Origin of the sequence: Acidovorax sp. M14, from assembly GCF_049331375.1 — a bacterium.
In the GTDB taxonomy this organism is placed as follows: domain Bacteria; phylum Pseudomonadota; class Gammaproteobacteria; order Burkholderiales; family Burkholderiaceae_C; genus Acidovorax.
In genome coordinates this window covers 2,404,971-2,427,849 of sequence record NZ_CP186263.1, presented here as the reverse complement: position 1 = coordinate 2,427,849, position 22,879 = coordinate 2,404,971, and the positions used below count along the sequence as shown (strand labels likewise).

Below are 22,879 nucleotides of genomic sequence, written 5' to 3'. Positions count from 1 at the left end.
AGGGGCATTTGCGCGCAAACTGCACACTGCTTGCGAACGCTGCGCGGCTATGCTCGCACCCGCTGTGCGGCAGTCCCGTGCCTGCGCACCAGCTCTCACCAATCAACCCGGCAACACTCAACCCAAAGGCCTGGCATGGCATCGCTTGATTTCGATCTGGAGGAATCCCAATTTCGCAGCTGGTATGCGGCGCAAGCCGTGGCGCTGGAAGACGCCTGCGCAGCGCTCACGGCGCGTGTGGCGACCGTGGTGACCCAGGCGGGCGGCGTGGACATCACCAAGGTCGAGGGCCGGGTGAAAGATGTGGATGAATGCGTGCGCAAGTTCGTGCGCAAATACCGGCCGGCGCTGGAAGAGAGCAACACGCCCTATGACATCCAGGCCTACATCACCGACCTGGTTGGCGTGCGGGTGGTGTGCCTGTATGAAGACGAGCTGGAAAAGATCGCCCAGATCGTGCGTGCCCATTTCGCGGTCATTGATGTGACCGACAAGGTGTCGGCCGTGGAGAGCACCGAGGCGTCGTTTGGCTACAAGGGGCTGCACCTGGACCTGCGGCTGAGCGTGGCCGAACGTGACCTGCCGGAGCACGCGGCGTATGCCCAGTGGCCCTTCGAGCTGCAGGTGCGCACCATCATCCAGGACTCGTGGAGCGTACTGGACCACAAGATCAAGTACAAAAAATCCATCCCGGGGCAGCTCAAGCGGCGCATCAACGTGCTGTCGGCCCTGTTCGAACTGGCCGACCGGGAGTTCCGCCAGATCCGCGATGCCACGGCGGCAGAACTGTTGCAGGCCCCGGACGAAACTGCCGAACCCGCACCCGACGCGGCCGCAGATTTGCAGGCCCCTGCCCGCGCTGCAGCCCCCAGCAGCGAGCTCAATGCCTTCACCTTCCTCAAGATCGCCACGCATTTTTTCAAGGACTTCGAGTTTGAACCGTCCAAGGTGGATGGCTTTGTGGACGACATCCAGGCTTGGTCGGCGGGCATGACACGCGCCCGTTTCAACAGCCTGATGCGGGAGACGATTGGCGTGGTCAAGCGCTACAAGCAGCACTTTGAAGACCAGAACCCCCAGGCCAGCTTCAACCCCTACACGGTGATCCGGCACTGCCTGTACCTGAGTAACAAGACCGCCTTCCGCCCCGCGCTGCGCAATTCGGCCCGCGAGTCGTTCGAGGCCTGGCTGAGCGACAACGCAGAGCCCAAAGTGCAGGGTTGAGGCGAAAATCGGCGCAAGCGCTAGTGCCAATTGCCTGAATAGCTATCATTTTGATAGCTTCGCAGCCTTCGTCGCCGAAGCGGCGCTCCGCCCCTGGGGTCACGTCAATTTGTCGCATAGGCGACTGGACATTGGTGGTTTTACTCCATGCGCTTGTTACCAAGTGCTGCTATATTGCACTGCAACAAAACGGAGTTTCGCCCCATGCTGTACCACCTCTACGAAACCCAGCGCTCCTTGATGGAGCCCTTCACAGATTTTGCGCAGGCGGCTTCCAAGTTGTTCAGCAACCCGGTCTCGCCGCTGAGCCAGACTTCGGTGGCCCAACGCATGGCCGCCGGCTACGACCTGCTCTACCGCCTGGGCAAGGACTACGAAAAGCCCGCCTTCGACATCCCCACCGTAGACGTGGACGGCATCGGCGTCGCCATCCATGAGCGCATCGAGGTGGACAAGCCGTTTTGCGAACTGCGCCGCTTCAAGCGCTTTTCGGACGACCCCGCCACGCTGACCAAGCTCAAGGGCCAGCCCGTGGTGCTCATCGTGGCGCCGCTGTCGGGCCACTACGCCACGCTGCTGCGCGACACCGTGCGAACCATGCTCAAAGACCACAAGGTCTACATCACCGACTGGAAAAACGCTCGCCTGGTGCCGCTGTCGGAGGGGGAGTTCCACCTCGATGACTACGTCAACTATGTGCAGGACTTCATCCGCCACCTGCAAGGCATCTACGGCAACTGCCACGTGATCAGCGTCTGCCAGCCCACGGTGCCGGTGCTGGCTGCTGTGTCGCTGATGGCCAGCCGCGGCGAGAAGACACCCCTGACCATGACCATGATGGGTGGCCCCATCGACGCCCGCAAGTCGCCCACGGCAGTGAACAACCTGGCCACCAACCGCAGCTACGAATGGTTTGAGAACAACGTGATCTACCGCGTGCCGGAGAAATTCCCTGGTGCCGGCCGCCGCGTTTACCCGGGCTTTTTGCAGTACACCGGCTTTGTGGCCATGAACCCGGACCGCCATGCGTCCAGCCACTACGATTACTTCAAGAACCTGATCAAGGGCGACGACGCCAGCGCCGAGGCCCACCGCAAGTTCTACGACGAGTACAACGCCGTGCTGGACATGGATGCGGACTATTACCTCGAAACCATCCAGACCGTGTTCCAGGACTACAAGCTGGTGAATGGCACCTGGGACGTGCGCTCACCTGACGGCAAGCTCGAACGCGTGCGCCCACAGGACATCAAGACCACCGCCCTGTTCACCGTGGAAGGCGAGCTGGACGACATCTCCGGCTCGGGCCAGACCGAAGCCGCCCACGACCTGTGCAGCGGCATCGTGCGGAAAGAGCAGCGCCACCTGGAGGCCAAGGGCGCAGGCCACTACGGCATCTTCAGCGGCCGCCGCTGGCGCGACATCGTGTACCCCAAGGTGCGTGCCTTCATCCTGGAACATGAACTGCCCGCCAAGCCCGTGGCTTCGGCTGCAGCGCCCAAGCTCGCTAGCGCCTCGCCCGCCCCCGCCAAGGCGGCACCGGTAGCCAAAACCACCACGGCCAAAGCGCCCAAGGCAGCTGCAAAGCCTGCGCCAGCCCGTCCTGCGGCCAAGCCCGCCGGTGCCACCGCAGTGGCCACACGCTGGGTGCAACCCGCAGCCACCCCCACGGGTGCCGCCCAGGAGCCCACTGCGGACCTAACCACGGCGCAGAACAGCGCCACGGCGGCGCCGTCCACCCGCAGCAGCGGCAAGAGCAAGGCGCGCAAGGCTTGAGCCACCCCGCTTCCGCCAGCACCGCCCCAGCCCACGCTGCCTTAGCTGACCTCGCAGCGCGGATCGATGCCGCCCTGCCCCAGACGCAGTGCACGCGCTGCGGCTACCCCGACTGTGCAAGCTTTGCGCAGGCCATCGCCCAGGGCGAGGCTGCCATCAACCAGTGCCCCCCCGGGGGCGCTGAAGGTGTCGCACGCCTCGCCGCCATCACGGGCCACGCCGTGGTGCCTTTGAGTGCTGACCACGGCGTGGAGGGACCACGCACGGTGGCTTTCATTGACGAAGCGTGGTGCATCGGCTGCACCTTGTGCATCAAGGCCTGCCCCACCGATGCCATCGTGGGCTCCCACAAGAAAATGCACACCGTCATCGAGCCCTACTGCACAGGGTGCGAGCTGTGCATCCCCGTTTGCCCCTTGGACTGCATCCAGCTCGACAACGCAAGCGGTGGCGCGACCGGGTGGGCCGCATGGTCTGATGCGTTGGCACTTCAAGCCAAGCAGCGCTACCAGCAACACCGCCAGCGGGTGCCGCTGGAAGATGCAGAGGACGATGGATTCGGTGCACAGGCCGATTCCACAACAACCGCCTTGTCATCAACCGCCTTATCGCGCCCGGCGGCCAATGCAGTGGCTGCTGAGGGCATAGAAGCACGCAAGGCGGCCATTGCCGCCGCCATGGAGCGCGCGCGCCAGCTGCGTGAAAAAGGGTCGCGCTGAAAGCGGCACCCCAAAAGCGACGCCCAGGTCTCTGGACGAGAAACTGCTGGTCTGCGGACTACCGCGCGGCCAGTGACTTGTACACGCCGCAGCCCACGTACCAATCGCCCACGCGGCTCACGTAAGACATCTTGGTTTGCACCGCGCCCGTGGCCGGGTTGGTGATGTCGTACTCCACCCAACCTGGAGCGCGGTCGGCCTGGGCCACGATGTCGCTCACCAGCCGGTCGCCTGCAATGCCGGGGATGTCCTGCACGCGGGTATCCACCTTGGCCTGATTGCCACCAAAGGCCAGGTAGGTGCCGCCAGCATCCAGCACAAACACATACATGTCGCGGTCATGGTAGGGCTGCGTCTTGTCGGTGATGCTGCGCAGAAACTGGTCGCGCGAGGTGGTCTTGTGCAGCGCCACTGCCTTGTTCACCAGCGCCACTGCCTCGTCGGCCGTACCCTGCTGCAGCCGGAACGCCGCCACCGCCTGGGACAGGGTGGAGGCGCGGTGCTCCAGCGCCTCAGCCTGCGAAACGGCGTGGCCCACCATCTGGGCGTTGTGCTGCGTGATCTGGTCGAGCTGCTGCACGGCAGAACTGACCTCGCTCAAGCCCGTGCTTTGCTCGGCGCTGGAGCCGGAGATCTCGGTCATGCTGGCCGCCACGCTGCGAATGCCGCTGGCCATGTTGGCAATGCCTTCGCCAGCCGAGCGGATTAGGCCCGCGCTGGCCTCCACCTGGTTGACCGAGGCGCCGATCAGTTCACGGATCTCGCGCGCCGCGTCGCCCGAACGCTTGGCCAGCGTACGCACCTCACCCGCCACCACGGCAAAGCCTCGGCCCTGCTCACCGGCGCGGGCGGCCTCGACCGCCGCGTTCAGGGCCAGGATGTTGGTCTGAAACGCAATGCTGTCGATGACACCGATGATTTCGGTCATGCGGCGTGCGCTTTGCTGGATGGCCTCCACCGACTGCACGGCTCGCGCCATGGCCTCGGCCCCGCTGTCGGCAGCCTTACGCACCTCGGCGGCACGGGCATCGGCGCTGCGCGCGGTCTGTGCGTTGTTCTGCACGGCCGACGAAAGCTGCTCCACGCTGGCAGCCGTCTGTTCCAGGTTGGCGGCTTGCTGTTCGGTGCGTTCAGCCAGGGAGCGGTTGCCTTGCGCCAGGCTCTGCCCCGCATGGGCCACCAGTGCCGCGTTGCTGCGAATGTCCGCCACCATGGATGAGAGCGTGAGCACCATCCGGTCGAGCGATTGGGCCATGGACCCGACCTCGTCCCGTCCGTTGACGCCCGCACGGGCCGACAAGTCGCCCCGAGTGGTCTGCTCCATCGCATGCGCCACGCTCTGCAGGTCGGAGGCCAGCCCCATATACAAAGCGCACAGGGCATAGAGAACCACGGCACCCGCCAGCGCCACAGCCCACCACGGGGCATCCATGGCGGCCATCGCCAGGGCGCCCGCCATCAACACACCCAGCGTGATCAGTTTGCCCGGCAGGTGCCACCTGCGCATCCACCAGAGTCCGGGGCGCAGCGGTAGGAATCCAGACATCTTGTCTCCGTTATCGTTTTTGAAAGGGAGCCATGCTAGGTGTCCGCTCTTACGTCGGATTGACAACCCCATCCGGCGCGCGGGGCCCGCCTCAGCGCATTGCCCCGCCCATTGCCATGGCGTGGACGACACCTGGCACCACGCCTTGGGCGCACGCCCTTCGCCCATAATGTCGCTCCATGAATCCCCTGCTCTCCCATCTCCAGCCCTACCCCTTCGAGCGGCTGCGGCAACTCTTTGCGGGAGTCACCCCCCCGGCGGCCTACAGCCCCATCAGCCTGGGCATGGGTGAGCCACGCCATCCTACACCGCAGTTCATCAAAGATGCACTCAGTAACAACCTGGGCGGACTGGCCAGTTACCCAGCCACCGCAGGCGAACCCAAGCTGCGCGAGGCCTTCACACAATGGATACAACAGCGCTATGCGCTGACCCTGGACCCGGGCAGCCAGGTGCTGCCGGTCAACGGTTCGCGCGAGGCACTGTTTGCGTTCGCGCAGACCATCATCGACCCATCGCAAGGCCAGCCGCTGGTCGTTTGCCCCAATCCGTTCTATCAAATCTACGAAGGTGCCGCCCTGCTGGCGGGCGCCCAGCCGTATTACGCGGCCAGCGACCCCAGCCGCAACTTTGCGGTGAACTGGGACGCCGTGCCCGAGGCTGTGTGGCAACGCACACAGTTGCTCTTCGTGTGCTCCCCCGGCAACCCAACGGGCGCCGTGATGCCGCTCAGCGAGTGGAAGAAACTGTTTGAGCTGAGCGACCGCTACGGCTTCGTGATTGCCTCGGACGAGTGCTACAGCGAAATCTATTTCCGCGACGAACCGCCGCTGGGTGGCCTGCAGGCCGCAGCGCAACTGGGGCGTGGCCACTTCAAGAACCTGATCTCTTTCACCAGCCTCTCCAAGCGTAGCAACGTGCCCGGCATGCGCAGCGGCTTTGTGGCTGGCGACGCCGCGCTGATCAAATCCTTCTTGCTCTACCGCACCTACCACGGCAGCGCCATGAGCCCCATCGTGCAGGCTGCCAGCATCGCCGCCTGGAGCGATGAAAAGCATGTGGTGGAAAACCGGGCGCTGTACCGCAAAAAGTTTGCCCAGGTCACGCCGCTGCTGGCCGGCGTGATGGAAGTTGCCCTGCCCGACGCCGGTTTCTACCTGTGGGCCAAGGTGCCAGAAGCTCTGGGCATGGACGATGCCGAGTTCGCGCGTGCCCTGCTGGCTCAATACAATGTGACGGTGCTGCCCGGCAGCTACCTAGCCCGCGAGGCCCAGGGGAGCAACCCCGGCGCGCAGCGCGTGCGCATGGCCCTGGTGGCCGAAGCCGAAGAATGCGTGGAAGCCGCGCTGCGCATCGTGCAATTCATCCAATCCCGTACTGCCTGATCTGATCGACAACAACATGACCCAACAACTCCAAACCCTCATCGACAACGCCTGGGAAAACCGCGCCAGCCTCTCGCCCGCCGCCGCCCCCAAGGAGATCCAGGACGCCGTGGAGCACGTGATTGCCGAGCTGAACAACGGCAAGCTGCGTGTGGCCACCCGCGAAGGCGTGGGCCAGTGGACCGTGCACCAGTGGATCAAGAAGGCCGTGCTGCTGTCCTTCCGCCTGAAGGACAACGAAGTCGTCAAGGCTGGTGACCTGGGCTTTTACGACAAGGTACAGACCAAGTTTGCCCACCTGTCCGAAGAAGAAATGAAGGCCACCGGCGTGCGCGTGGTGCCACCTGCTGTGGCCCGCCGTGGCAGCTTCATTGCCAAGGGCGCGATCCTGATGCCCTCGTACGTCAACATCGGCGCCTACGTGGGCGAAGGCACCATGGTCGACACCTGGGCCACCGTGGGCTCGTGCGCGCAGATCGGCGCGGGCGTGCACTTGTCCGGCGGCGTGGGCATTGGCGGCGTGCTGGAGCCTCTGCAGGCCGGCCCCACCATCATTGAAGACAACTGCTTCATCGGTGCCCGTTCCGAAGTTGTCGAAGGCGTGGTGGTGGAAGAGAATTCCGTGCTGGGCATGGGCGTGTACCTGGGCCAGAGCACCCCGATCTTCAACCGCGCCACCGGCGAAATCAGCTATGGCCGCGTGCCTTCGGGCTCGGTGGTGGTGAGCGGCAACCTGCCCAAGACCGCCGCCAACGGCGCACCTTACAGCATGTACGCTGCCATCATCGTCAAGCAGGTGGACGCGCAAACCCGCTCCAAGACCAGCATCAACGACCTGCTGCGCGACTGATTGCGCTGCATGAGCGCGGCCTGATGGGCCGCCTTGCCGACAGAGACTGACAACAAGAGGGAAACACCATGAGCACGATGGAACGAATTCTTCGCCTGATGGCAGAGAAAAAGGCCTCCGACGTCTATCTGTCGGCCAACGCCCCCGCGCTGATCAAGATCAACGGCGAGTGCGTGCCCATCAACAACCAGATCCTGCCGCCCGACGCACCGCGCAACCTGCTGTCTGAAGTGGTCCCCCCGGACCGCATCGAAGAGCTGGAAGAAACCGGCGAACTCAACATGGGTGTGCCGCTCAGCGGTGTAGGGCGCTTCCGGGTCAGCGCCATGCGCCAGCGCGGCAGCTACGCGGTCGTGATCCGCTTCATCTCGCAGCAGATCCCCGAGTTCGACACCTTGGGTCTGCCCCCGGTGATGCGCGAGCTCATCATGGAAAAGCGCGGCCTCATCCTGATGGTGGGCGCCACGGGCTCGGGCAAGAGCACCTCGCTGGCGTCGATGATCGACACCCGCAACGAGGCGCTGACAGGCCACATCCTCACCATCGAGGACCCGGTCGAGTACCAGTTCAAGAACAAGAAGTCCATCGTCAACCAGCGCGAAATCGGCAGCGACACCCAGTCCCTGCAAACCGCCCTGAAGAACGCGCTGCGCCAGGCGCCCGACGTGATCCTGATCGGCGAAATCCGCGATCGCGAAACCATGTCGGCCGCCATTGCGTACGCGCAGTCGGGCCACCTGTGCCTGGCCACGCTGCACGGCAACAACAGCTACCACGCGCTCAACCGTATCCTGAGCTTCTACCCGGTCGAGGTGCGCCCCACCATGCTGGGCGACCTGGCATCGGCCCTCAAGGCCGTGGTGTCGCAGCGCCTGGTGCGCAAGACCGACGGCGGTCGGGTGCCTGCGGTCGAGGTCATGCTCAACACCAAGCTGGTGTCCGATCTCATCGAAAAAGGCGACTTCTCGGGCGTGCGCGAAGCCATGGAGAAATCCATGGCCGAAGGATCGCAGACCTTCGAAGAAGCGCTGGCCCGCCTCATCATGGACGCGCAGATCGACCGCAAGGAAGGCATGGCTTATGCCGATTCGCCTACCAACCTGATGTGGCGCCTGCAAAACGACTTTTCCCTGGCCGCCAATGCCGCCAAGGCCCAGAAAGAAGCACGCGATGCCCCCGACGATACGCCGTCGTTCACCGAGATCGTGCTGGACGTCAAGCCGGCGGCATGATGTGATGCCGCACGAAGCGGCCTGCGGAGTCCTTCCTCAAGGGGACGCCGCGTTCGGTGTTGAGCGCCTCTTAAAAAGCAGTTCTTGCAGAGGCTACGGAGTATCGCTACCCGCCTCCATGATCGCAGCTTGGCTGCGTGTCTCCATTTCCTGATTCTGATCCCATGTCCCGAACCCTGCACCTGGCTGAACAGCTCATCTCACTGCCTTCCATCACACCGGAGGACGCCGGTTGCCTGGACCTGCTGGCCGCGCGGCTCGCCCCGCTCGGGTTTGTGTGCGAACGCCTGGACAGTGGCCCCGCCAACTTCCGCGTCAGCAATTTGTGGGCAAAGCGGCCGGTAGCGCAGGCGAATCATGCCTCAGCAGCTATCAAAACCGTAGTATTCGCGGGGCACACCGATGTCGTCCCCACCGGTCCATTGGCCCAATGGAGCAGCGACCCGTTCGTGCCCACCCACAAGGACGGCAAGCTCTATGGCCGGGGTGCCAGCGACATGAAGACGTCTATTGCCGCCTTCGTGGTTGCAGTGGAGGAGTTCCTGGCCGCCACACCTGCTCCGTTGATCGAGCTGGCATTTCTCCTGACCAGCGACGAAGAAGGCCCCTCCGTCGATGGCACCAAGGTCGTGGTGGAACAGCTCAAGGCGCGCGGCGAAAGACTCGATTACTGCATCGTGGGCGAACCCACCTCCGTCGAGAAAACCGGAGACATGATCAAGAACGGACGGCGCGGCACCCTGAGCGGCAAGCTCAGCGTGCGTGGTATCCAAGGCCACATTGCCTATCCGCAGCTGGCCCGCAACCCCATCCACCAGGCTCTGCCCGCGCTGGCAGAACTAGCCTCCACCGTGTGGGACAACGGCAATGCCTTCTTTCCGCCCACCAGCTGGCAAATCAGCAACATGCATGGCGGCACGGGCGCAACCAACGTGATCCCCGGGGAAGTGGTGATCGACTTCAATTTCCGCTTTTCGACCGAATCGACGGCAGAGGGCTTGCAGCAGCGAGTGCACGCCGTGCTCGACCGACATGGCCTGGAATACGACCTGCGCTGGACGCTCGGCGGCCAGCCCTTCCTTACGACGCCCGGTGAACTGGTGGGCGCCGTGCAGCAGGCCATCGCGTCCGAGACAGGTATCACCACCGAACTGTCCACCACCGGAGGCACCAGCGACGGCCGTTTCATTGCGCAGATCTGCCCCCAGGTGATCGAACTGGGCCCCCCCAATGCCACGATCCACAAGATCGACGAGCATGTGGTGGTGGCCGGCATCGAACCCCTCAAGAACATTTACCGCCGCACGCTGGAAAACCTGCACGCTCAGGCCCTGGCGGCGGTGACCGCATGAGCAGCACGAACCATCCCCTGACCGGCAACACCGTCGGTGCGCTGGTCGAATCTGGCGCCCAATGGCTGGCCTCTGCCGGGGTGTTCTTTGGCCACGGCACCACCAACGCCCATGACGAAGCCTCCTGGCTGGTGCTGTGGCGCCTGGGCCTGCCGCTGGACAGTGATCTCTCCGACGCGCCAGATTCCATCAAGAATCAGGCGGTAGCGCCCGATCAGCTTGCCCTGGCAGCTACACTTTTTGAAGAACGTATCCGTACACGCAAGCCCGCCGCCTACCTCACGCGCGAGGCCTGGCTCCAGGGCGTGCCCTTCTACGTGGACGAACGCGCCATCGTGCCGCGCAGCTTCATCGCAGAACTGCTGGCCGATGGCAGCGTGGACGGCTTCCTGAGCGATAACACCCGCCAAGTGCTGGACCTGTGTACCGGCAACGGCAGCCTGGCCGTGCTGGCCGCCATGGCCTGGCCCGAAGTCGAAGTGACCGGCGCTGACATCTCGGCCGACGCCCTGGCCGTGGCCCACATCAACGTGGACAAACACGGCCTGCAGGACCGCATCAGGCTGCAGCTCTCCGATGGCCTGGCCGCCCTGCCCGGCCCCTGGGACTTGATCCTCTGCAACCCGCCCTACGTCAACGCCGACAGCATGGCCGCGCTGCCCAGCGAGTACCGTGCCGAGCCTGAACTGGCCCTGGCCGGTGGCGCTGACGGCATGGACTTTGTGCGCCAGCTGTTTGCCACGGCTCCCGACTGCATGACTGAGGACGCCGTCATCATTCTGGAGATCGGCAACGAGCGGGCGCACTTCGAGGCGGCGTTTCCGCAACTGCCGGTTTTTTGGCTGGAAACCAGTGCGGGAGAAGACCAGGTTTTGCTGGTCACCCGGCGGGCCCTGGCCGCCCAAACCTAGCTCACGGCACAATAGAGCCCCTGCGCCACCTTGGGCAGCTGCAACGGCTCTGCCGTTCACAACTGCGCTGGCCCCCAGAGTTTTGTATGCCACCCGCCTCGCGCGGGTGTGCTTTTTTCTGATTCCCGGATGATCACCCTCAAGAACGTTACCCTGCGCCGAGGCACGAAAGTCGTGCTTGACAGCGTGTCCACCACCATCAACCCCGGCGAAAACGTCGGGCTTGTGGGGCGCAATGGCGCAGGCAAATCCAGCCTGTTTGCACTGCTTAGCGGCAAGCTGCATGAAGACGGCGGAGACTTTCACATTCCGTCGAGCTGGCGCATGGCCGAGGTCGCGCAGAACATGCCCGAGACCGACCAGTCGGCCACCGACTTTGTGCTGGAAGGCGACACACGCCTGGCCGAGGTGCAGCGCCAGCTGGCCGAGGCTGAAGCCAGCGACGATGGCATGGCCATTGCCCATGCGTATTCCGACCTGCACGACGCCGGCGCCCACGATGCCGTGGCCCGCGCCCAGGCCCTTATCCTGGGGCTGGGTTTTCGGGTGAGCGAACTCGACCAGCCCGTCAACAGCTTTTCGGGTGGCTGGCGCATGCGCCTGCAATTGGCGCGCGCGCTGATGTGCCCCAGCGATTTGCTGCTGCTGGACGAGCCCACCAACCACTTGGATCTGGATGCACTCGTCTGGCTCGAAGCCTGGCTCAAGCGCTATGCAGGCACCATGATCGTGATCAGCCACGACCGCGAGTTTTTGGACGCGATCACCAATGTCACCCTGCAAATCCAGCAGGGCGAATTGAACCGCTACGGCGGTAACTACAGCAAGTTTGAAGAACTGCGCGCCCAGCAACTGGAGCTGCAGCAAGCCAGCTTTGCCAAGCAGCAGGAGAAGATGGCGCACCTGCAGAAGTTCATCGACCGCTTCAAGGCCAAGGCCAGCAAGGCCAAGCAGGCGCAAAGCCGGGTCAAGCAACTCGAACGTATGGAGAAAATCGGACCGGTGCTTGCCGAGGCCGAGTTCACTTTCGAGTTCAAGGAGCCAGCCAACCTGCCCAATCCGATGCTTGCCATCAGCGACGCCTCGTTTGGCTATGTGGACGAAGAAGGTACGCCCACCACCATTCTCACGGGCGTCAACCGCTCGGTGCTGGCTGGGCAGCGCATCGGTATCCTGGGCGCCAACGGACAGGGCAAGTCCACGCTGGTCAAGACCATTGCGCGCACCATGAAGCCGCTCGCGGGCAGCATCACGGAGGGCAAGGGGCTGAACATCGGGTACTTTGCGCAGCAAGAGCTCGATGTACTGCGCCCCAGCGAAAACCCGTTGGAGCACATGATCCGTCTGGCCAAGGAGCTAGGGCCGGATGCCAAACAGCCGAGCCGTGAGCAGGACCTGCGCAGCTATCTGGGCAGCTTCAACTTCACCGGCGATATGGTTAAACAAGCCGTAGGCACCATGAGCGGTGGTGAAAAGGCGCGCCTGGTCCTGGCCATGATTGTCTGGCAGCGCCCCAACCTGCTGCTGCTCGACGAGCCCACCAACCACCTGGACTTGGCCACGCGCGAGGCGTTGGCCATGGCACTCAACGACTTCGACGGCACCGTCATGCTGGTCAGCCACGACCGTGCACTGCTGCGCTCGGTCTGCGAGGACTTCTGGATGGTGGGCCGGGGTGTGGTCGGTCCGTTCGACGGAGACCTCGACGACTACCAGCGATACCTGCTCGAAGAATCCAAGCGCCTGCGCGAAGAAGCGCGGCTTGCCGAGCAGGCACAACAACAGGCCTCACAGGCTCCTGTTGCAGCCCCAGCCGTCGCACAGCCAACGTTGGTACCTTCCGTGGCTGCGCCCTCTTCCCCCGCCGCACGCGACGGACGAGAGCAGCGCAAGCTGGATGCCCAGACCCGTCAACAACTGGCCGAAAAGACCCGTCCGCTCAAAAAAGAGCTGGAGCAGATCGACAAACGCCTGGCGGCCTTGAGTGCAGAACGCACCGCATTGGAGCAAAAACTGACGGAAACCCTGCCTCCCGCAGAGATCGCCGAATGCGGCCGGCGCCTGAAAGCTGGGAACGACGAAACGGAAAAACTGGAGGAGCGCTGGCTGGAAATTTCTTCTGCGCTCGAAGAAATTTCAGCGGCTTCTGTGGGATGAAGATGTAAAGTCCTGTAAATTTTCGCCAGAATTTTCAGGACTTTACCAAACCATATATGAATGTATAGCTATAAAAAATGTAGCTATTTTTTGGACCAATCTACAGGCTATTGCGGTTGCATTTTTTTGCGAAAGGCTGTCAACGAACCACGGACGGGCCGCGTTGTTGGTACATCACAGGAGTTTTCCACCATGAATACCACCGCAATCTTGTCCGCCTGGCCCGAAGACGAACGCGACCGCAAGCGCGCTCCCGCCCGCATCTGAAGGCGCTGCAGCCCAGCCTCTGTTGTGCATAACGATGCCGCCGCGCAGCACACGATAAGCATAAACCGTACCAAAACAGGAAAAATGTAGGTGCCTACATAGACCCCGCATTTTTCAGACGGCCCTAGCAAGGCCAGATCCATCGATCTGCAGTCCTTGCAAAGCCCAACAAAAAACCCCGCTTTCGCGGGGTTTTTTGTTGGCTCAACAGAGATGTGCCACTCTCAGCCCATGTGCAGGCCACCATTGACCGAGAAGTCTGCACCCGTGGCGTACCCGCCCTCTTCCGAGGCCAGCCAGGCGATGATCGAGGCAATTTCGCTCGGTTCGCCCAGGCGCTTGACCGGGACAGTGGCAACGATCTTTTCCAGCACATCTGGGCGGATCGCCTTGACCATGTCTGTGCCGATGTAGCCGGGGCTAACCGTGTTGACGGTAACGCCCTTGGTGGCCAGCTCTTGCGCCAGGGCCATCGAGAATCCGTGCATGCCCGCCTTGGCTGCGGAATAGTTGGTTTGACCTGCCTGGCCTTTTTCGCCATTGACCGAACTGATGTTGATGATGCGGCCCCAACCCTTTTCCACCATGTCCGACACTACTTGCTTGGTGACGTTGAACATGCTGTTGAGGTTGGTTTCGATCACAGCGTCCCAGTCTTCGCGCGACATCTTGAGGAACATGCGGTCGCGCGTGATGCCGGCGTTGTTCACCAGCACGTCGATGGTCCCGTGCTCTGCCTTGGTCTTGCCGAAAGCTTCCACCGTGGAATCCCAATCACCCACGTTACCGACCGACGCATAAAACGTGTAGCCCAGGGCCTTTTGCTCGGCCAGCCACTTGGCGTGGTCCCGTGTCGGGCCACAACCAGCGATGACCTTGAAACCTTCCTTGTGCAGGCGCTGGCAAATGGCGGTACCGATGCCTCCCATGCCACCGGTGACATACGCGACTTTCTGGCTCATGTGATTTCTCCTTGTTAGTGATTGGCTCAGGGCCCACTCTACCGAAGAAATTGGACGCTGCCGTGAAGGAAAACACTGAAGCCCTTTCCTTTTTGACATATCCACATGCGTCACACCATTGACGCAAGACAAGCTTAGCGATGGGTCACAGGAATGGTGCCTTCAGATGCACCCAAACCACGCAACCACCAAGCGCTTATTGACTGTTGTACAGCAGAAAGACGCCCCCGGAGGGAGCCGCCAGGGAGTAGGCGACTAGGCGCGCCGTGGCGCCAGCGGCAAGGATTCCCACCCTGGTTTGGCAAACAGATAGCCCTGCTGGTAGCGGACGCCCAGCGATCTCAGGTAGGCCGACTCTGCTGGGGTCTCAATGCCCTCGGCCACGATGTCGATGGATAAACGCTGGCATACCAGCACGATGCCGCACACAATCGCCTGCCGCACCGGGTCCTGGTCGATGTTGCGGATCAGCTCCATGTCGATCTTGAGCACATGGGGCTGGAATTGAACCAGCATGTTCAGCCCCGCATAGCCCGCACCAAAGTCGTCGATGGCCGTGATGAGGCCCTGGCGCCGGTATTCATTGAAGATGGATTTGAGGTGGGCGCCGCTGGTGACCTGTTCGCCCTCGGTCACCTCGAACATGATGCGGTTGTGCGGAAAATCGAATTCCTCTGCCGCTTCCATGGTGGCGCGGATACAGGTCTCCGCCCGGTACACCGCGTTGGGCAGAAAATTGATGCTCAGTCGGCAGTCTGGCAAGCTGGCCAGCCCGAGGCGCGACGCGAGTTCAATCGCCTTGACGCGGCAGGCCTGGTCAAAGCGGTAGCGGTTGGTGTCATCCACCCACGACAGCACCGTCCCGGCCGACTCGCCATCCACACCGCGCACCAGCGCTTCGTAGGCGAACGGACGATTCAACTCCAGATCCATGATGGGCTGGAACGCCATCGTGAAGTCGAACGGAAGCTGCGTCTTGTCACGACAGGATTGGCAGCCCACGGGTTCGAAGGGTTGGGCAAAAATGGTCACTGTCATGGGCAAACATGGTAATGCATCATTACAAACTTGCGGTCTTATGGTGCCGATGCAGGGACAGCGTTTCCCGAGGTGCGCGCCAGTCTGAATCAGAGGGTGGTGATTCAGAGAGGGCTCTCTCAGACGCAATACAACTCCCTCTTTAATTGGCTGCTAAAGACAAGCAACAAAAAAGGCCGCATGGACATGCGGCCTTTTGAGGCGGGGGTAGGTAGCACCTTCGATCAATGCATCGTTGGCACTACTCAGCTATGCCAAGCTGAGGCTGACGCTTAACGCTCCACCGCCAGCGACACGCCCATGCCACCGCCGATGCACAGCGCGGCCAAGCCCTTCTTGGCGTCACGGCGCTGCATTTCGTGCAGCAGCGTCACCAGGATGCGGCAACCCGACGCACCGATGGGGTGGCCGATGGCGATAGCGCCACCGTTCACATTGACCTTGGCAGGGTCGATTGCCAATTCCTTGTTCACCGCGCAGGCCTGGGCGGCGAAGGCCTCGTTCAGCTCGAACAGGTCCACATCGGCCGCATTCCAGCCTGCGCGCTGCAAGGCCTTGCGCGAGGCCGGCACGGGGCCCATGCCCATGGTGGCGGGGTCCAAGCCGCTGGTCCCAAACGCGGCGATGCGGGCCAGAGGCTTGAGACCCAGGGCCGCAGCCTTCTTGGCGCTCATCACCACCACGGCGGCGGCGCCATCGTTCAGGCCCGAGGCATTGCCCGCCGTCACGCTGCCCGCCTTGTCAAACGCGGGGCGCAGTCCCGCCAGGGCTTCGGCGTTGGTCTTGCGGTTGAGGTATTCGTCGGTGTTGAAGAGGATGGGGTCGCCCTTCTTTTGCGCCAGGCTCACGCCGACGATTTCATCGACAAACTTGCCGGCATCTTGGGCTGCGGCTGCCTTTTGCTGGCTGGCCAGGGCCAGGGCATCCTGCATGTCGCGGGTGATGCCGTATTGCTTGGCCACGTTTTCAGCCGTGATGCCCATGTGGTACTGGTTGTACACGTCCCACAGGCCGTCCACGATCATGGTGTCCACCAGCTTCCAGTCGCCCATGCGCTGGCCGTCGCGCGAGTTGGGCAGTACGTGCGGTGCCAGGCTCATGCTCTCCTGGCCGCCGGCCACGACGATCTCGCTGTCACCCCAGGCCACGGCCTGGGCAGCCAGCATCACGGCCTTGAGGCCAGAGCCGCACACCGCGTTGATGGTGAGTGCGGGGGTTTCCTTGGCCACGCCTGCTTTCATCGAAGCCTGGCGCGCCGGGTTCTGACCCACGCCAGCTGCCAGCACCTGGCCCATGATGACTTCGCCGATCTGGTCGGACGAGAGGCCTGCGCGGGCGATGGCTTCGCGGATCACGATGGCGCCGAGGTCGGCCGCGGGCGTCTTGGCCAGCGAGCCACCAAACTTGCCCACAGCAGTGCGGGTGGCCGAAACGATGACGATGTCTTCCATGGAATGTCCTTGTAGTGGTGAGTGGTGGTTCAGTGATTCTCGCAGCGACAAAAGTCAGGACTTTTGCGTATCAGGCTTTCTGCTTGACGTAGCGGCCGGGCGCGGGCTCGATGGCCTTGAATTTGGTGCCTTTGCCATAGGCCTTGGGCGCTGCAATCTGTTTGCCAGCATGGCTCTTGAGCCAGCCTGACCAATCGGTCCACCAGCTGCCGGGGTGCTCGGTGGCACCGTCCAGCCATTGGTCGAGCGTGCCGGGGAACTTGCCGTCGGCGCGAATCCAGTGGCTGCGCTTGCCCTTGGCGGGTGGGTTGATCACGCCCGCGATGTGGCCTGACGCGCCCATCACAAAACGCTTCTTGCCTGGCAGCACCTGGGTGGATGCGTAAGCGGCCGTGGCCGGCACAATGTGGTCTTCGCGCGAGCCATAGATGTAGACCGGCAAATCGAGATTGCCCAGGTCCAGCTTTTCGCCGCACACCGTGAGCTTGCCGGGTTTGACAAGGTTGTTCTCCAAGTAAAAATTGCGCAGGTACCAGGCGTAGAACGGGCCGGGCAGGTTGGTGCTGTCGCTGTTCCAGTACAGCAGGTCAAACGGCGGCGGCGTTTCTCCCTTGAGGTAGTTGCCCACCACGTAGTTCCAGACCAGATCGTTGGGGCGCAAGAAGCTGAAGGTGGACGCCAGGTCCTGTCCCTTCATCAGCCCGCCATGGCCCATCTGCATCTCACGGAACTTGACGAAGGCCTCGTCGATGAACACGTCGAGGATGCCGGTGTCGCTGAAGTCAATCAGCGTGGTAAGAAAGGTGGCACTGGCCACGGGCTCGTCGCCACGCGCCGCCAACACAGCCAGCGCGTTGCTGAGGATGGTGCCCCCCACGCAAAATCCCAGCGCGTTGATCTGCTCGGCGCCCGTGATGTTCTGTACTACGTCGATGGCGGCCATAGCGCCATCTTCCACATAGTCGTCCCAGGTCTTGTGAGCCAGGCTGTCGTCGGGGTTGCGCCAGCTCACCACAAAGGTGCGGTGGCCTTGCTCGACGGCGTAACGGATCAGCGAGTTCTCGGGCTGCAGGTCGAGGATGTAGAACTTGTTGATGCAGGGCGGCACCAGCAAAAATGGCCGCTCGTACACCTTGGCAGTGAGGGGCTTGTATTCGAGCAGCTGAAACAGTTCGTTCTCGTACACCACCGCGCCTTCGGTGGTGGCCACATTGCGGCCCACCTCGAACAGGCTTTCGTCGGTCATCGACACATGGCCCTGCGTGATGTCGTGCAGCAGGTTCTGCATGCCCTTGGCGATGCTCTCGCCCTTGGTCTCGATGGCTTTCTTCTGCGCCTCGGCGTTGAAAGCGAGGAAGTTGCTGGGCGCCATGGCGGCCATCCACTGCTCCACGCCAAAGCGGATGCGGGCCTTGGTCTTCTCGTCGGCCTCGACCGCCTCGGCCAGGCCCATCAGCGTGCGGGCGTTGAGCAGGTAGGCAGCCGCAGAAAACGCCGCCACGGGGTTGCTGGCCCAGCCTTCGCCGGCAAAACGCTTGTCTTTGACCTCCGGGGTGCCCTGCAGGCCCTGGGCCCACAGCTCCTGAGCTTCTTTGAGGTACTGCTGCTGCAACGCCTGCAGTTTGGTCTGCGACAGCTTCAGAGGCGCTGCGGCAGGTACCTGCGCCCCGAGGTCCAGTTTCTGAAACGATTGCAGCGCCTGCGACCAGCTTTGCCCGAAAATCTGTTGGAACTGCTGGGCGCTCTCGGCCCAGGGTGATTCAGAAGTCATGCTCATTCCTCAATGGTTGGTCGCTCGCAGCGGCTGGGGCCTGATTTTTGTTTCGCGGGTTCATTGTTGCCCACCCCATGGGGCATGGCAACGAATTCAACGCTTTCAGTGCACACAAATCAATGTACCTCATCGTCATCGCCTGGACCTACGTCACGCTCATGATGGCGGTGGCCGAGGCCACCAGCCCACAGGGCACTGTGCTGGGCGCCATCATCACGTTTGCGTTGTATGGCCTGCTGCCCATGGGCATTCTGGTCTACATCCTGGGCACGCCGTCGCGCAAGCGCAAGATCAAAGCGCGGGAGGCGGCCGAACAGGCTGCGTATGACGCGGAACAGGCCGCAGCCCGCGCGACCGATGCGGGCGCCGAACCCGCAGCGTCAGCCGCGCCAGATGCAGGCGGCAAAGCGCCCGCTGCCGCCGAGGGCAACGCTGTCGCGGCGGTGCGAAAAGAACCGTGAGGCCTGCGTGACGGTGCACCAGGGTGCGGTGCTGTCATTGCCGTAAATGGCGGTGATGCCCATGGCACGCAGGCGCAACCGGGCCAGCCCTGCCAGATCGCACAGGTACTTGCCCGGTGCATCGGGCCGGGCCACAAAGCACTGAGCGGCCGCAGCGCCCAGGGCACCCGGGGCGTCGCAGAACGCTGCACGCACCTCCGCCCCGACCTCGAAAGCCGTGGGGCCGATGCAGGGGCCTAGCCAAGCCACCGTGTGGGCAGCAACCTCTGAAGCGTACGGAGAGCCAGGCGCCATTGCTGCATTTTTGATAGCTGCAGAGGCGTGATGTACTAGCGCTTCATGGCAAAAACGCTTGAAAACCGATTCCAGCACGCCCTGCCCTGCGTGCCCGGCCAGTCCGCGCCAGCCGGCGTGGGCTGCAGCCACCACTTGGCCTGAGCGGTGCGCCAGCAACACGGGCAAGCAGTCGGCCACCATGATGGTGCAGACGGCGCCGGGTGCACTGGCCACGCAGGCGTCGGCCTCTGTCCCGTCGGGCGTGCCCGCATCAAGCAGCGCCACGCCTTCGCCATGCACCTGACTCAAGAACACTGCACGCGTGCCCGGGGTCGTGGCTTGCAAGGCGGATTGAACGATCTGCCGGTTGGCGGCCACCGCCTGCGGATCGTCGCCCACATGGGCGCCCAGGTTCAACTGGTCGTACGGTGCGCGGCTCACGCCGCCCGCGCGCGTGGTGCACAGCGCATGCACACCGGGCGGTGCAGGCCAGTCGGGCACCAGCCAGTCTGCGTGCAGGCCCTGTACCGACGAAGACGCAGCCGTCACGCTTCGTTGTCCGGGCACGCCGAGGGCTGCGCCTGCTGGAACGCGGGCAGTGCCATGCAGGCGTCGAACGCACTCATGGTGCGCAGCAGGCCATCCAGGCTGACCTTGAAGCGCTGGGCATTGAAGATCTGCGGCACCAGGCAGCAGTCGGCCAGCGTGGGCGTGTCGCCCCAGCACAGCACCGAGGGCGCCATGCCCTGCGCAGCGCGCTCTTGCGCCAGCAGGTCAAGTTGCCGCTCGAACGCCTCCAGACCACTGCGAACCCAGTGGTGGTACCAGGCGTTCTTGGCATCCTCGTCCACCTTCAGTTCATGCACCAGGTACCTGAGCACACGCAGGTTGTTGATGGGGTGGATTTCGCACGCCACCATCTGGGCCAGTGCGCGCACCCGGGCCCGCGCCAACGGGGTGGCGGGGAGCAAGGCAGGCGTGGGATGGGTTTCGTCCAGATATTCGATGATGGCCATGGACTGCGACAGCGCCGTGCCGCCATCGGTCACCAGGGTGGGCACCAGCGCGTCCCCGATGCGGCCCGCGTAATCGGGTGCCTTGTGCTCGCCCTTGACCAGATGCACGGGCATGTAGTCGTACGGCAGGCCCTTGAGCTGCAGCGCGATGCGCACGCGGAACGAGGCGGAGGAGCGGAAGTAGTTGTAGAGCTGCATGGCGGAGCGGTGCCTGGGGTCGATCAAACAAGGAATGAAGCCTGTGCGGCATGGCGCCGACAGGCCAGAGAAAGAGTGCGCCCGGCGACCAAGGGCATATCCGTCAGGCGCCCGATGTGCCCGCCGGGTCCTGGTGGTTGTAGACGACTTTGGAGAGCAGCACCATGAGGTCGGCGCTTTCCTGGGCGGTGAGCGGTGCCGTGAGGCGCTCCTGCACGCGCTGGGCGGCATCGCGCATCTGCAGGGCGGCCACTTCGCCTTCGGGCGTGATCCACAGCAGCTTGCGGCGGCGGTCGCGGGTGTCGGGCTCGCGGCGGATCCAGCCGCGCTTTTCCAGTCGCCCGATCACCGAGCCGGACGTGGCCGCATCGAACGCCACGCGGGCGGCCAGGGTGACCTGGTCTTCGCCCGGCTGGGCCAGCAGTTCGTGCAGGATGGCGAACTGCACCGGCGTCACGTCAAATCCGGCCGTCTCTTCCATGAAAAGTGCCACGGTCCGCTGGTGGGCGCGGCGCACCAGGTGGCCCGGCGTGTTGTGGAAATCGAAGCTCTTTGCCATGGGCGCGAGTGTAGCGCCCCCCAGCAGAGGGCCTGCGCCCATGGCACACTGCCACACTGCGGCGCGCACCGTACTGCGCCCGGCTTTTTTGACAGCATTCCCAGAACCATTGAAAGGCAGACATGAGCTACGTGTTTCCTCCAGCCCCCGTGGTCAGCGTGCCCGTGGTGGGCAGCGGCGAACGGTTTCCGGTACACCGCATTTACTGCGTGGGCCGCAACTACGAAGAACACGCCAAGGAGATGGGCTTCACCGGCCGCGAGCCACCCTTCTTCTTCCTCAAGCCTGCGGATGCCATTGTGGTCGTCAACGCGGGCGAAACCGGGCAGCTGCCCTACCCCAGCCTCACGGCCAACCTGCACCACGAGATCGAGCTGGTGGTGGCCATTGGCAAGGGTGGCAAGAACATCCAGGCCGCCGACGCTTTCAGCCACATTTATGGCTACGCCGTGGGCCTGGATATGACCCGCCGCGACCTGCAAAACGACATGAAGAAACAGGGCCGCCCCTGGTGCATTGGCAAGGGCTTCGACGCCAGCGCGCCCATCGGTCCCATCACGCCGGCAGCCCAGGCAGGTGACGTGGCCAACGCGCCCATCTGGCTGCAGGTCAACGGCGCCGACCGCCAGCGCAGCACCGTGACCCAGCTGATCTGGAACATTGCCGAGACCATCGAGCACCTGTCGGCCGCGTGGGAGCTGCAGCCCGGCGACCTGATCTACACCGGCACCCCCGAAGGCGTGGGCGCCGTGGTGCGTGGCGATACGCTTGAAGGCGGTGTGGGCGGCCTCACGCCTTTGCGCCTGACCGTGGTGTGAGCGCCACCGGGCGGCCCCGCCGCCCGGCCAGGCGAACGCAATGCTACGACTTTCATAGCTGGTAGCGCATGTTGCACTAGCGCTACCAGCCCATTTGACCCTCAAACCCCTGCATGACCTACCGCAGCCCCATCAAACATTGCCGCGCCTGTGGCACCGCCGTGGTGTACCGCCTGCCGGACGACGGCGACACCAAACAGCGTGCTGTCTGCCCCGCGTGCAACACGGTGCACTACGAGAACCCGCTCAATGTGGTGGGCACGGTGCCCGCGTTGCCCGATGGCCGCATCCTGCTGTGCAAACGCAACATCGAACCCCGGTGGGGCAAATGGACGCTGCCCGCAGGCTTCATGGAGCTGGACGAAACCACGGCCCAAGGGGCGGCGCGTGAGACCGACGAAGAGGCTGGCGCGCAGATCGAGATCGGCCCCCTCTTCAGCCTGCTGAACGTGCGCCGCGTGGGCCAGGTGCACCTGTTCTACCGCGCCACGCTGCTGAGCGACCAGTTCAACCCAGGCTACGAAACGATCGAGGCCCGGCTGTTTGCCGAAGACGAAGTGCCCTGGGACGAGCTGGCGTTCCGCACCGTCAAGGAAACGCTGGAGTGCTACTTTGCCGACCGCAAGGCAGGCACCATGGGCATGCACTTCATCGACATCGAATAGGCGCGGCCATGACGGTTGCCACCTCCACAGCATCACCCGCAAACACCACGCAGGCCAGTGCGCCGCCGGATGGCCTGCCCGCCTACCGCCTGCTCACCGGTCCCGACGACGCCAGCTTCTGCCGCCGCGTGAGCGACGCGCTGGCGCTGGGCTATCGGCTGTATGGCTCACCGGCGGCCACCTTCAACGGGCAGACCGTGATCGTGGCCCAGGCCATCGTGTGGCCCGGCGTGGTGGACTGA

21 protein-coding genes are annotated in these 22,879 nt (G+C 63.5%); 13 read left to right on the top strand and 8 right to left on the bottom strand.

Annotated features, from left to right (window positions below; translation table 11 throughout):
* The first annotated feature begins 135 nt into the window (after window positions 1-135).
* From ACOYR4_RS11070 to rsxB, 3 genes are all read left to right on the top strand, one after another.
* Window positions 136-1,224: a GTP pyrophosphokinase gene (locus ACOYR4_RS11070; RefSeq protein ID WP_422849547.1), complete on the top strand. Its 1,089-nt coding sequence runs from the start codon at window positions 136-138 to the stop codon at window positions 1,222-1,224.
* A 204-nt stretch (window positions 1,225-1,428) separates the two neighbouring features.
* A complete protein-coding gene (locus tag ACOYR4_RS11065; protein ID WP_422849546.1) occupies window positions 1,429-3,000 on the top strand; it encodes a polyhydroxyalkanoate depolymerase in 1,572 nt (523 codons plus the stop codon).
* Window positions 2,997-3,719, top strand: a complete 723-nt coding sequence (gene rsxB, locus ACOYR4_RS11060) for an electron transport complex subunit RsxB (protein ID WP_422849545.1) — start codon at window positions 2,997-2,999, stop codon at window positions 3,717-3,719. Before ACOYR4_RS11065 ends, rsxB begins: the two co-directional genes overlap by 4 nt.
* A gap of 58 nt (window positions 3,720-3,777) precedes the next feature.
* Here rsxB and ACOYR4_RS11055 read toward each other — a convergent pair whose 3' ends face one another.
* Entirely contained in the window at window positions 3,778-5,265 is a 1,488-nt protein-coding gene (locus ACOYR4_RS11055; RefSeq protein ID WP_422849544.1) for a methyl-accepting chemotaxis protein, read from the bottom strand.
* 179 nt (window positions 5,266-5,444) lie between these two features.
* Here ACOYR4_RS11055 and dapC point away from each other — a divergent pair, with 179 nt between their 5' ends.
* The 6 genes from dapC (at window position 5,445) to ACOYR4_RS11025 (ending at window position 13,152) form a co-directional block, all read left to right on the top strand.
* Complete coding sequence (dapC, locus tag ACOYR4_RS11050; RefSeq protein ID WP_209819684.1) at window positions 5,445-6,650, top strand: succinyldiaminopimelate transaminase; 1,206 nt, start codon at window positions 5,445-5,447, stop codon at window positions 6,648-6,650.
* Between the two features lie 16 nt (window positions 6,651-6,666).
* The gene (gene dapD / locus ACOYR4_RS11045; protein WP_060987303.1) at window positions 6,667-7,500 is read left to right on the top strand and encodes a 2,3,4,5-tetrahydropyridine-2,6-dicarboxylate N-succinyltransferase; all 834 of its coding nucleotides are present in this window, start codon (window positions 6,667-6,669) and stop codon (window positions 7,498-7,500) included.
* 68 nt (window positions 7,501-7,568) lie between these two features.
* The gene (locus ACOYR4_RS11040; RefSeq protein ID WP_060987304.1) at window positions 7,569-8,732 is read left to right on the top strand and encodes a PilT/PilU family type 4a pilus ATPase; all 1,164 of its coding nucleotides are present in this window, start codon (window positions 7,569-7,571) and stop codon (window positions 8,730-8,732) included.
* A 164-nt stretch (window positions 8,733-8,896) separates the two neighbouring features.
* Complete coding sequence (gene dapE / locus ACOYR4_RS11035; RefSeq protein WP_422849543.1) at window positions 8,897-10,084, top strand: succinyl-diaminopimelate desuccinylase; 1,188 nt, start codon at window positions 8,897-8,899, stop codon at window positions 10,082-10,084.
* Window positions 10,081-10,995 (top strand): 50S ribosomal protein L3 N(5)-glutamine methyltransferase, encoded by a 915-nt coding sequence (gene prmB / locus ACOYR4_RS11030; protein ID WP_422849542.1) that lies wholly within the window; start codon window positions 10,081-10,083, stop codon window positions 10,993-10,995. The genes dapE and prmB overlap by 4 nt, the downstream gene beginning before the upstream one ends.
* Before the next feature lie 129 nt (window positions 10,996-11,124).
* On the top strand, window positions 11,125-13,152 hold the full coding sequence (locus ACOYR4_RS11025) for an ABC-F family ATP-binding cassette domain-containing protein (RefSeq protein ID WP_422849541.1): 2,028 nt from the start codon (window positions 11,125-11,127) through the stop codon (window positions 13,150-13,152).
* A gap of 491 nt (window positions 13,153-13,643) precedes the next feature.
* Here the strand turns inward: ACOYR4_RS11025 and phbB are convergent, their stop codons facing one another.
* From phbB to ACOYR4_RS11005, 4 genes are all read right to left on the bottom strand, one after another.
* On the bottom strand, window positions 13,644-14,381 hold the full coding sequence (phbB, locus tag ACOYR4_RS11020) for an acetoacetyl-CoA reductase (RefSeq protein WP_056062618.1): 738 nt from the start codon (window positions 14,379-14,381) through the stop codon (window positions 13,644-13,646).
* Between the two features lie 255 nt (window positions 14,382-14,636).
* A complete protein-coding gene (locus ACOYR4_RS11015; protein ID WP_422849540.1) occupies window positions 14,637-15,419 on the bottom strand; it encodes an EAL domain-containing protein in 783 nt (260 codons plus the stop codon).
* A gap of 272 nt (window positions 15,420-15,691) precedes the next feature.
* Complete coding sequence (locus tag ACOYR4_RS11010; protein WP_060985858.1) at window positions 15,692-16,870, bottom strand: acetyl-CoA C-acetyltransferase; 1,179 nt, start codon at window positions 16,868-16,870, stop codon at window positions 15,692-15,694.
* Window positions 16,871-16,940: 70 nt separating this feature from the next.
* On the bottom strand, window positions 16,941-18,641 hold the full coding sequence (locus ACOYR4_RS11005; RefSeq protein ID WP_110958727.1) for a PHA/PHB synthase family protein: 1,701 nt from the start codon (window positions 18,639-18,641) through the stop codon (window positions 16,941-16,943).
* A 122-nt stretch (window positions 18,642-18,763) separates the two neighbouring features.
* Between ACOYR4_RS11005 and ACOYR4_RS11000 the strand changes: the two genes are divergently transcribed.
* The gene (locus ACOYR4_RS11000) at window positions 18,764-19,105 is read left to right on the top strand and encodes a hypothetical protein (protein WP_422849539.1); all 342 of its coding nucleotides are present in this window, start codon (window positions 18,764-18,766) and stop codon (window positions 19,103-19,105) included.
* Here ACOYR4_RS11000 and ACOYR4_RS10995 read toward each other — a convergent pair.
* From ACOYR4_RS10995 to ACOYR4_RS10985, 3 genes are all read right to left on the bottom strand, one after another.
* Window positions 19,025-19,948 carry a polyphenol oxidase family protein gene (locus ACOYR4_RS10995; RefSeq protein WP_422849538.1) on the bottom strand — a complete coding sequence of 308 codons (924 nt, stop codon included), beginning with the start codon at window positions 19,946-19,948 and terminating at the stop codon, window positions 19,025-19,027. The two genes, ACOYR4_RS11000 and ACOYR4_RS10995, sit on opposite strands and share 81 nt — an antisense overlap.
* Window positions 19,927-20,595: a maleylacetoacetate isomerase gene (gene maiA / locus ACOYR4_RS10990; RefSeq protein ID WP_422849537.1), complete on the bottom strand. Its 669-nt coding sequence runs from the start codon at window positions 20,593-20,595 to the stop codon at window positions 19,927-19,929. Before maiA ends, ACOYR4_RS10995 begins: the two co-directional genes overlap by 22 nt.
* A 103-nt stretch (window positions 20,596-20,698) precedes the next feature.
* The gene (locus ACOYR4_RS10985) at window positions 20,699-21,154 is read right to left on the bottom strand and encodes a MarR family winged helix-turn-helix transcriptional regulator (protein WP_043566498.1); all 456 of its coding nucleotides are present in this window, start codon (window positions 21,152-21,154) and stop codon (window positions 20,699-20,701) included.
* A gap of 122 nt (window positions 21,155-21,276) precedes the next feature.
* On the opposite strand from ACOYR4_RS10985, the gene ACOYR4_RS10980 reads away from it, so the two are divergent.
* From ACOYR4_RS10980 to ACOYR4_RS10970, 3 genes are all read left to right on the top strand, one after another.
* Window positions 21,277-21,972, top strand: coding sequence for a fumarylacetoacetate hydrolase family protein (locus ACOYR4_RS10980; protein ID WP_116749809.1), 696 nt, complete (start codon window positions 21,277-21,279; stop codon window positions 21,970-21,972).
* A gap of 113 nt (window positions 21,973-22,085) precedes the next feature.
* A complete protein-coding gene (locus tag ACOYR4_RS10975; RefSeq protein ID WP_015014179.1) occupies window positions 22,086-22,637 on the top strand; it encodes an NUDIX hydrolase in 552 nt (183 codons plus the stop codon).
* A gap of 8 nt (window positions 22,638-22,645) precedes the next feature.
* On the top strand, window positions 22,646-22,879 hold the full coding sequence (locus ACOYR4_RS10970) for a DUF1737 domain-containing protein (RefSeq protein WP_015014180.1): 234 nt from the start codon (window positions 22,646-22,648) through the stop codon (window positions 22,877-22,879).

Coding starts and splice junctions, on each gene's coding strand:
- ACOYR4_RS11070 (WP_422849547.1), top strand. CDS start 136: ATGGCATCGCTTGATTTCGATCTGGAGGAATCCCAATTTCGCAGCTGG.
- ACOYR4_RS11065 (WP_422849546.1), top strand. CDS start 1,429: ATGCTGTACCACCTCTACGAAACCCAGCGCTCCTTGATGGAGCCCTTC.
- ACOYR4_RS11055 (WP_422849544.1), bottom strand. CDS start 5,265: ATGTCTGGATTCCTACCGCTGCGCCCCGGACTCTGGTGGATGCGCAGG.
- dapC (WP_209819684.1), top strand. CDS start 5,445: ATGAATCCCCTGCTCTCCCATCTCCAGCCCTACCCCTTCGAGCGGCTG.
- dapD (WP_060987303.1), top strand. CDS start 6,667: ATGACCCAACAACTCCAAACCCTCATCGACAACGCCTGGGAAAACCGC.
- ACOYR4_RS11040 (WP_060987304.1), top strand. CDS start 7,569: ATGAGCACGATGGAACGAATTCTTCGCCTGATGGCAGAGAAAAAGGCC.
- dapE (WP_422849543.1), top strand. CDS start 8,897: ATGTCCCGAACCCTGCACCTGGCTGAACAGCTCATCTCACTGCCTTCC.
- prmB (WP_422849542.1), top strand. CDS start 10,081: ATGAGCAGCACGAACCATCCCCTGACCGGCAACACCGTCGGTGCGCTG.
- ACOYR4_RS11025 (WP_422849541.1), top strand. CDS start 11,125: ATGATCACCCTCAAGAACGTTACCCTGCGCCGAGGCACGAAAGTCGTG.
- phbB (WP_056062618.1), bottom strand. CDS start 14,381: ATGAGCCAGAAAGTCGCGTATGTCACCGGTGGCATGGGAGGCATCGGT.
- ACOYR4_RS11015 (WP_422849540.1), bottom strand. CDS start 15,419: ATGACAGTGACCATTTTTGCCCAACCCTTCGAACCCGTGGGCTGCCAA.
- ACOYR4_RS11010 (WP_060985858.1), bottom strand. CDS start 16,870: ATGGAAGACATCGTCATCGTTTCGGCCACCCGCACTGCTGTGGGCAAG.
- ACOYR4_RS11005 (WP_110958727.1), bottom strand. CDS start 18,641: ATGACTTCTGAATCACCCTGGGCCGAGAGCGCCCAGCAGTTCCAACAG.
- ACOYR4_RS11000 (WP_422849539.1), top strand. CDS start 18,764: ATGTACCTCATCGTCATCGCCTGGACCTACGTCACGCTCATGATGGCG.
- maiA (WP_422849537.1), bottom strand. CDS start 20,595: ATGCAGCTCTACAACTACTTCCGCTCCTCCGCCTCGTTCCGCGTGCGC.
- ACOYR4_RS10985 (WP_043566498.1), bottom strand. CDS start 21,154: ATGGCAAAGAGCTTCGATTTCCACAACACGCCGGGCCACCTGGTGCGC.
- ACOYR4_RS10980 (WP_116749809.1), top strand. CDS start 21,277: ATGAGCTACGTGTTTCCTCCAGCCCCCGTGGTCAGCGTGCCCGTGGTG.
- ACOYR4_RS10975 (WP_015014179.1), top strand. CDS start 22,086: ATGACCTACCGCAGCCCCATCAAACATTGCCGCGCCTGTGGCACCGCC.
- ACOYR4_RS10970 (WP_015014180.1), top strand. CDS start 22,646: ATGACGGTTGCCACCTCCACAGCATCACCCGCAAACACCACGCAGGCC.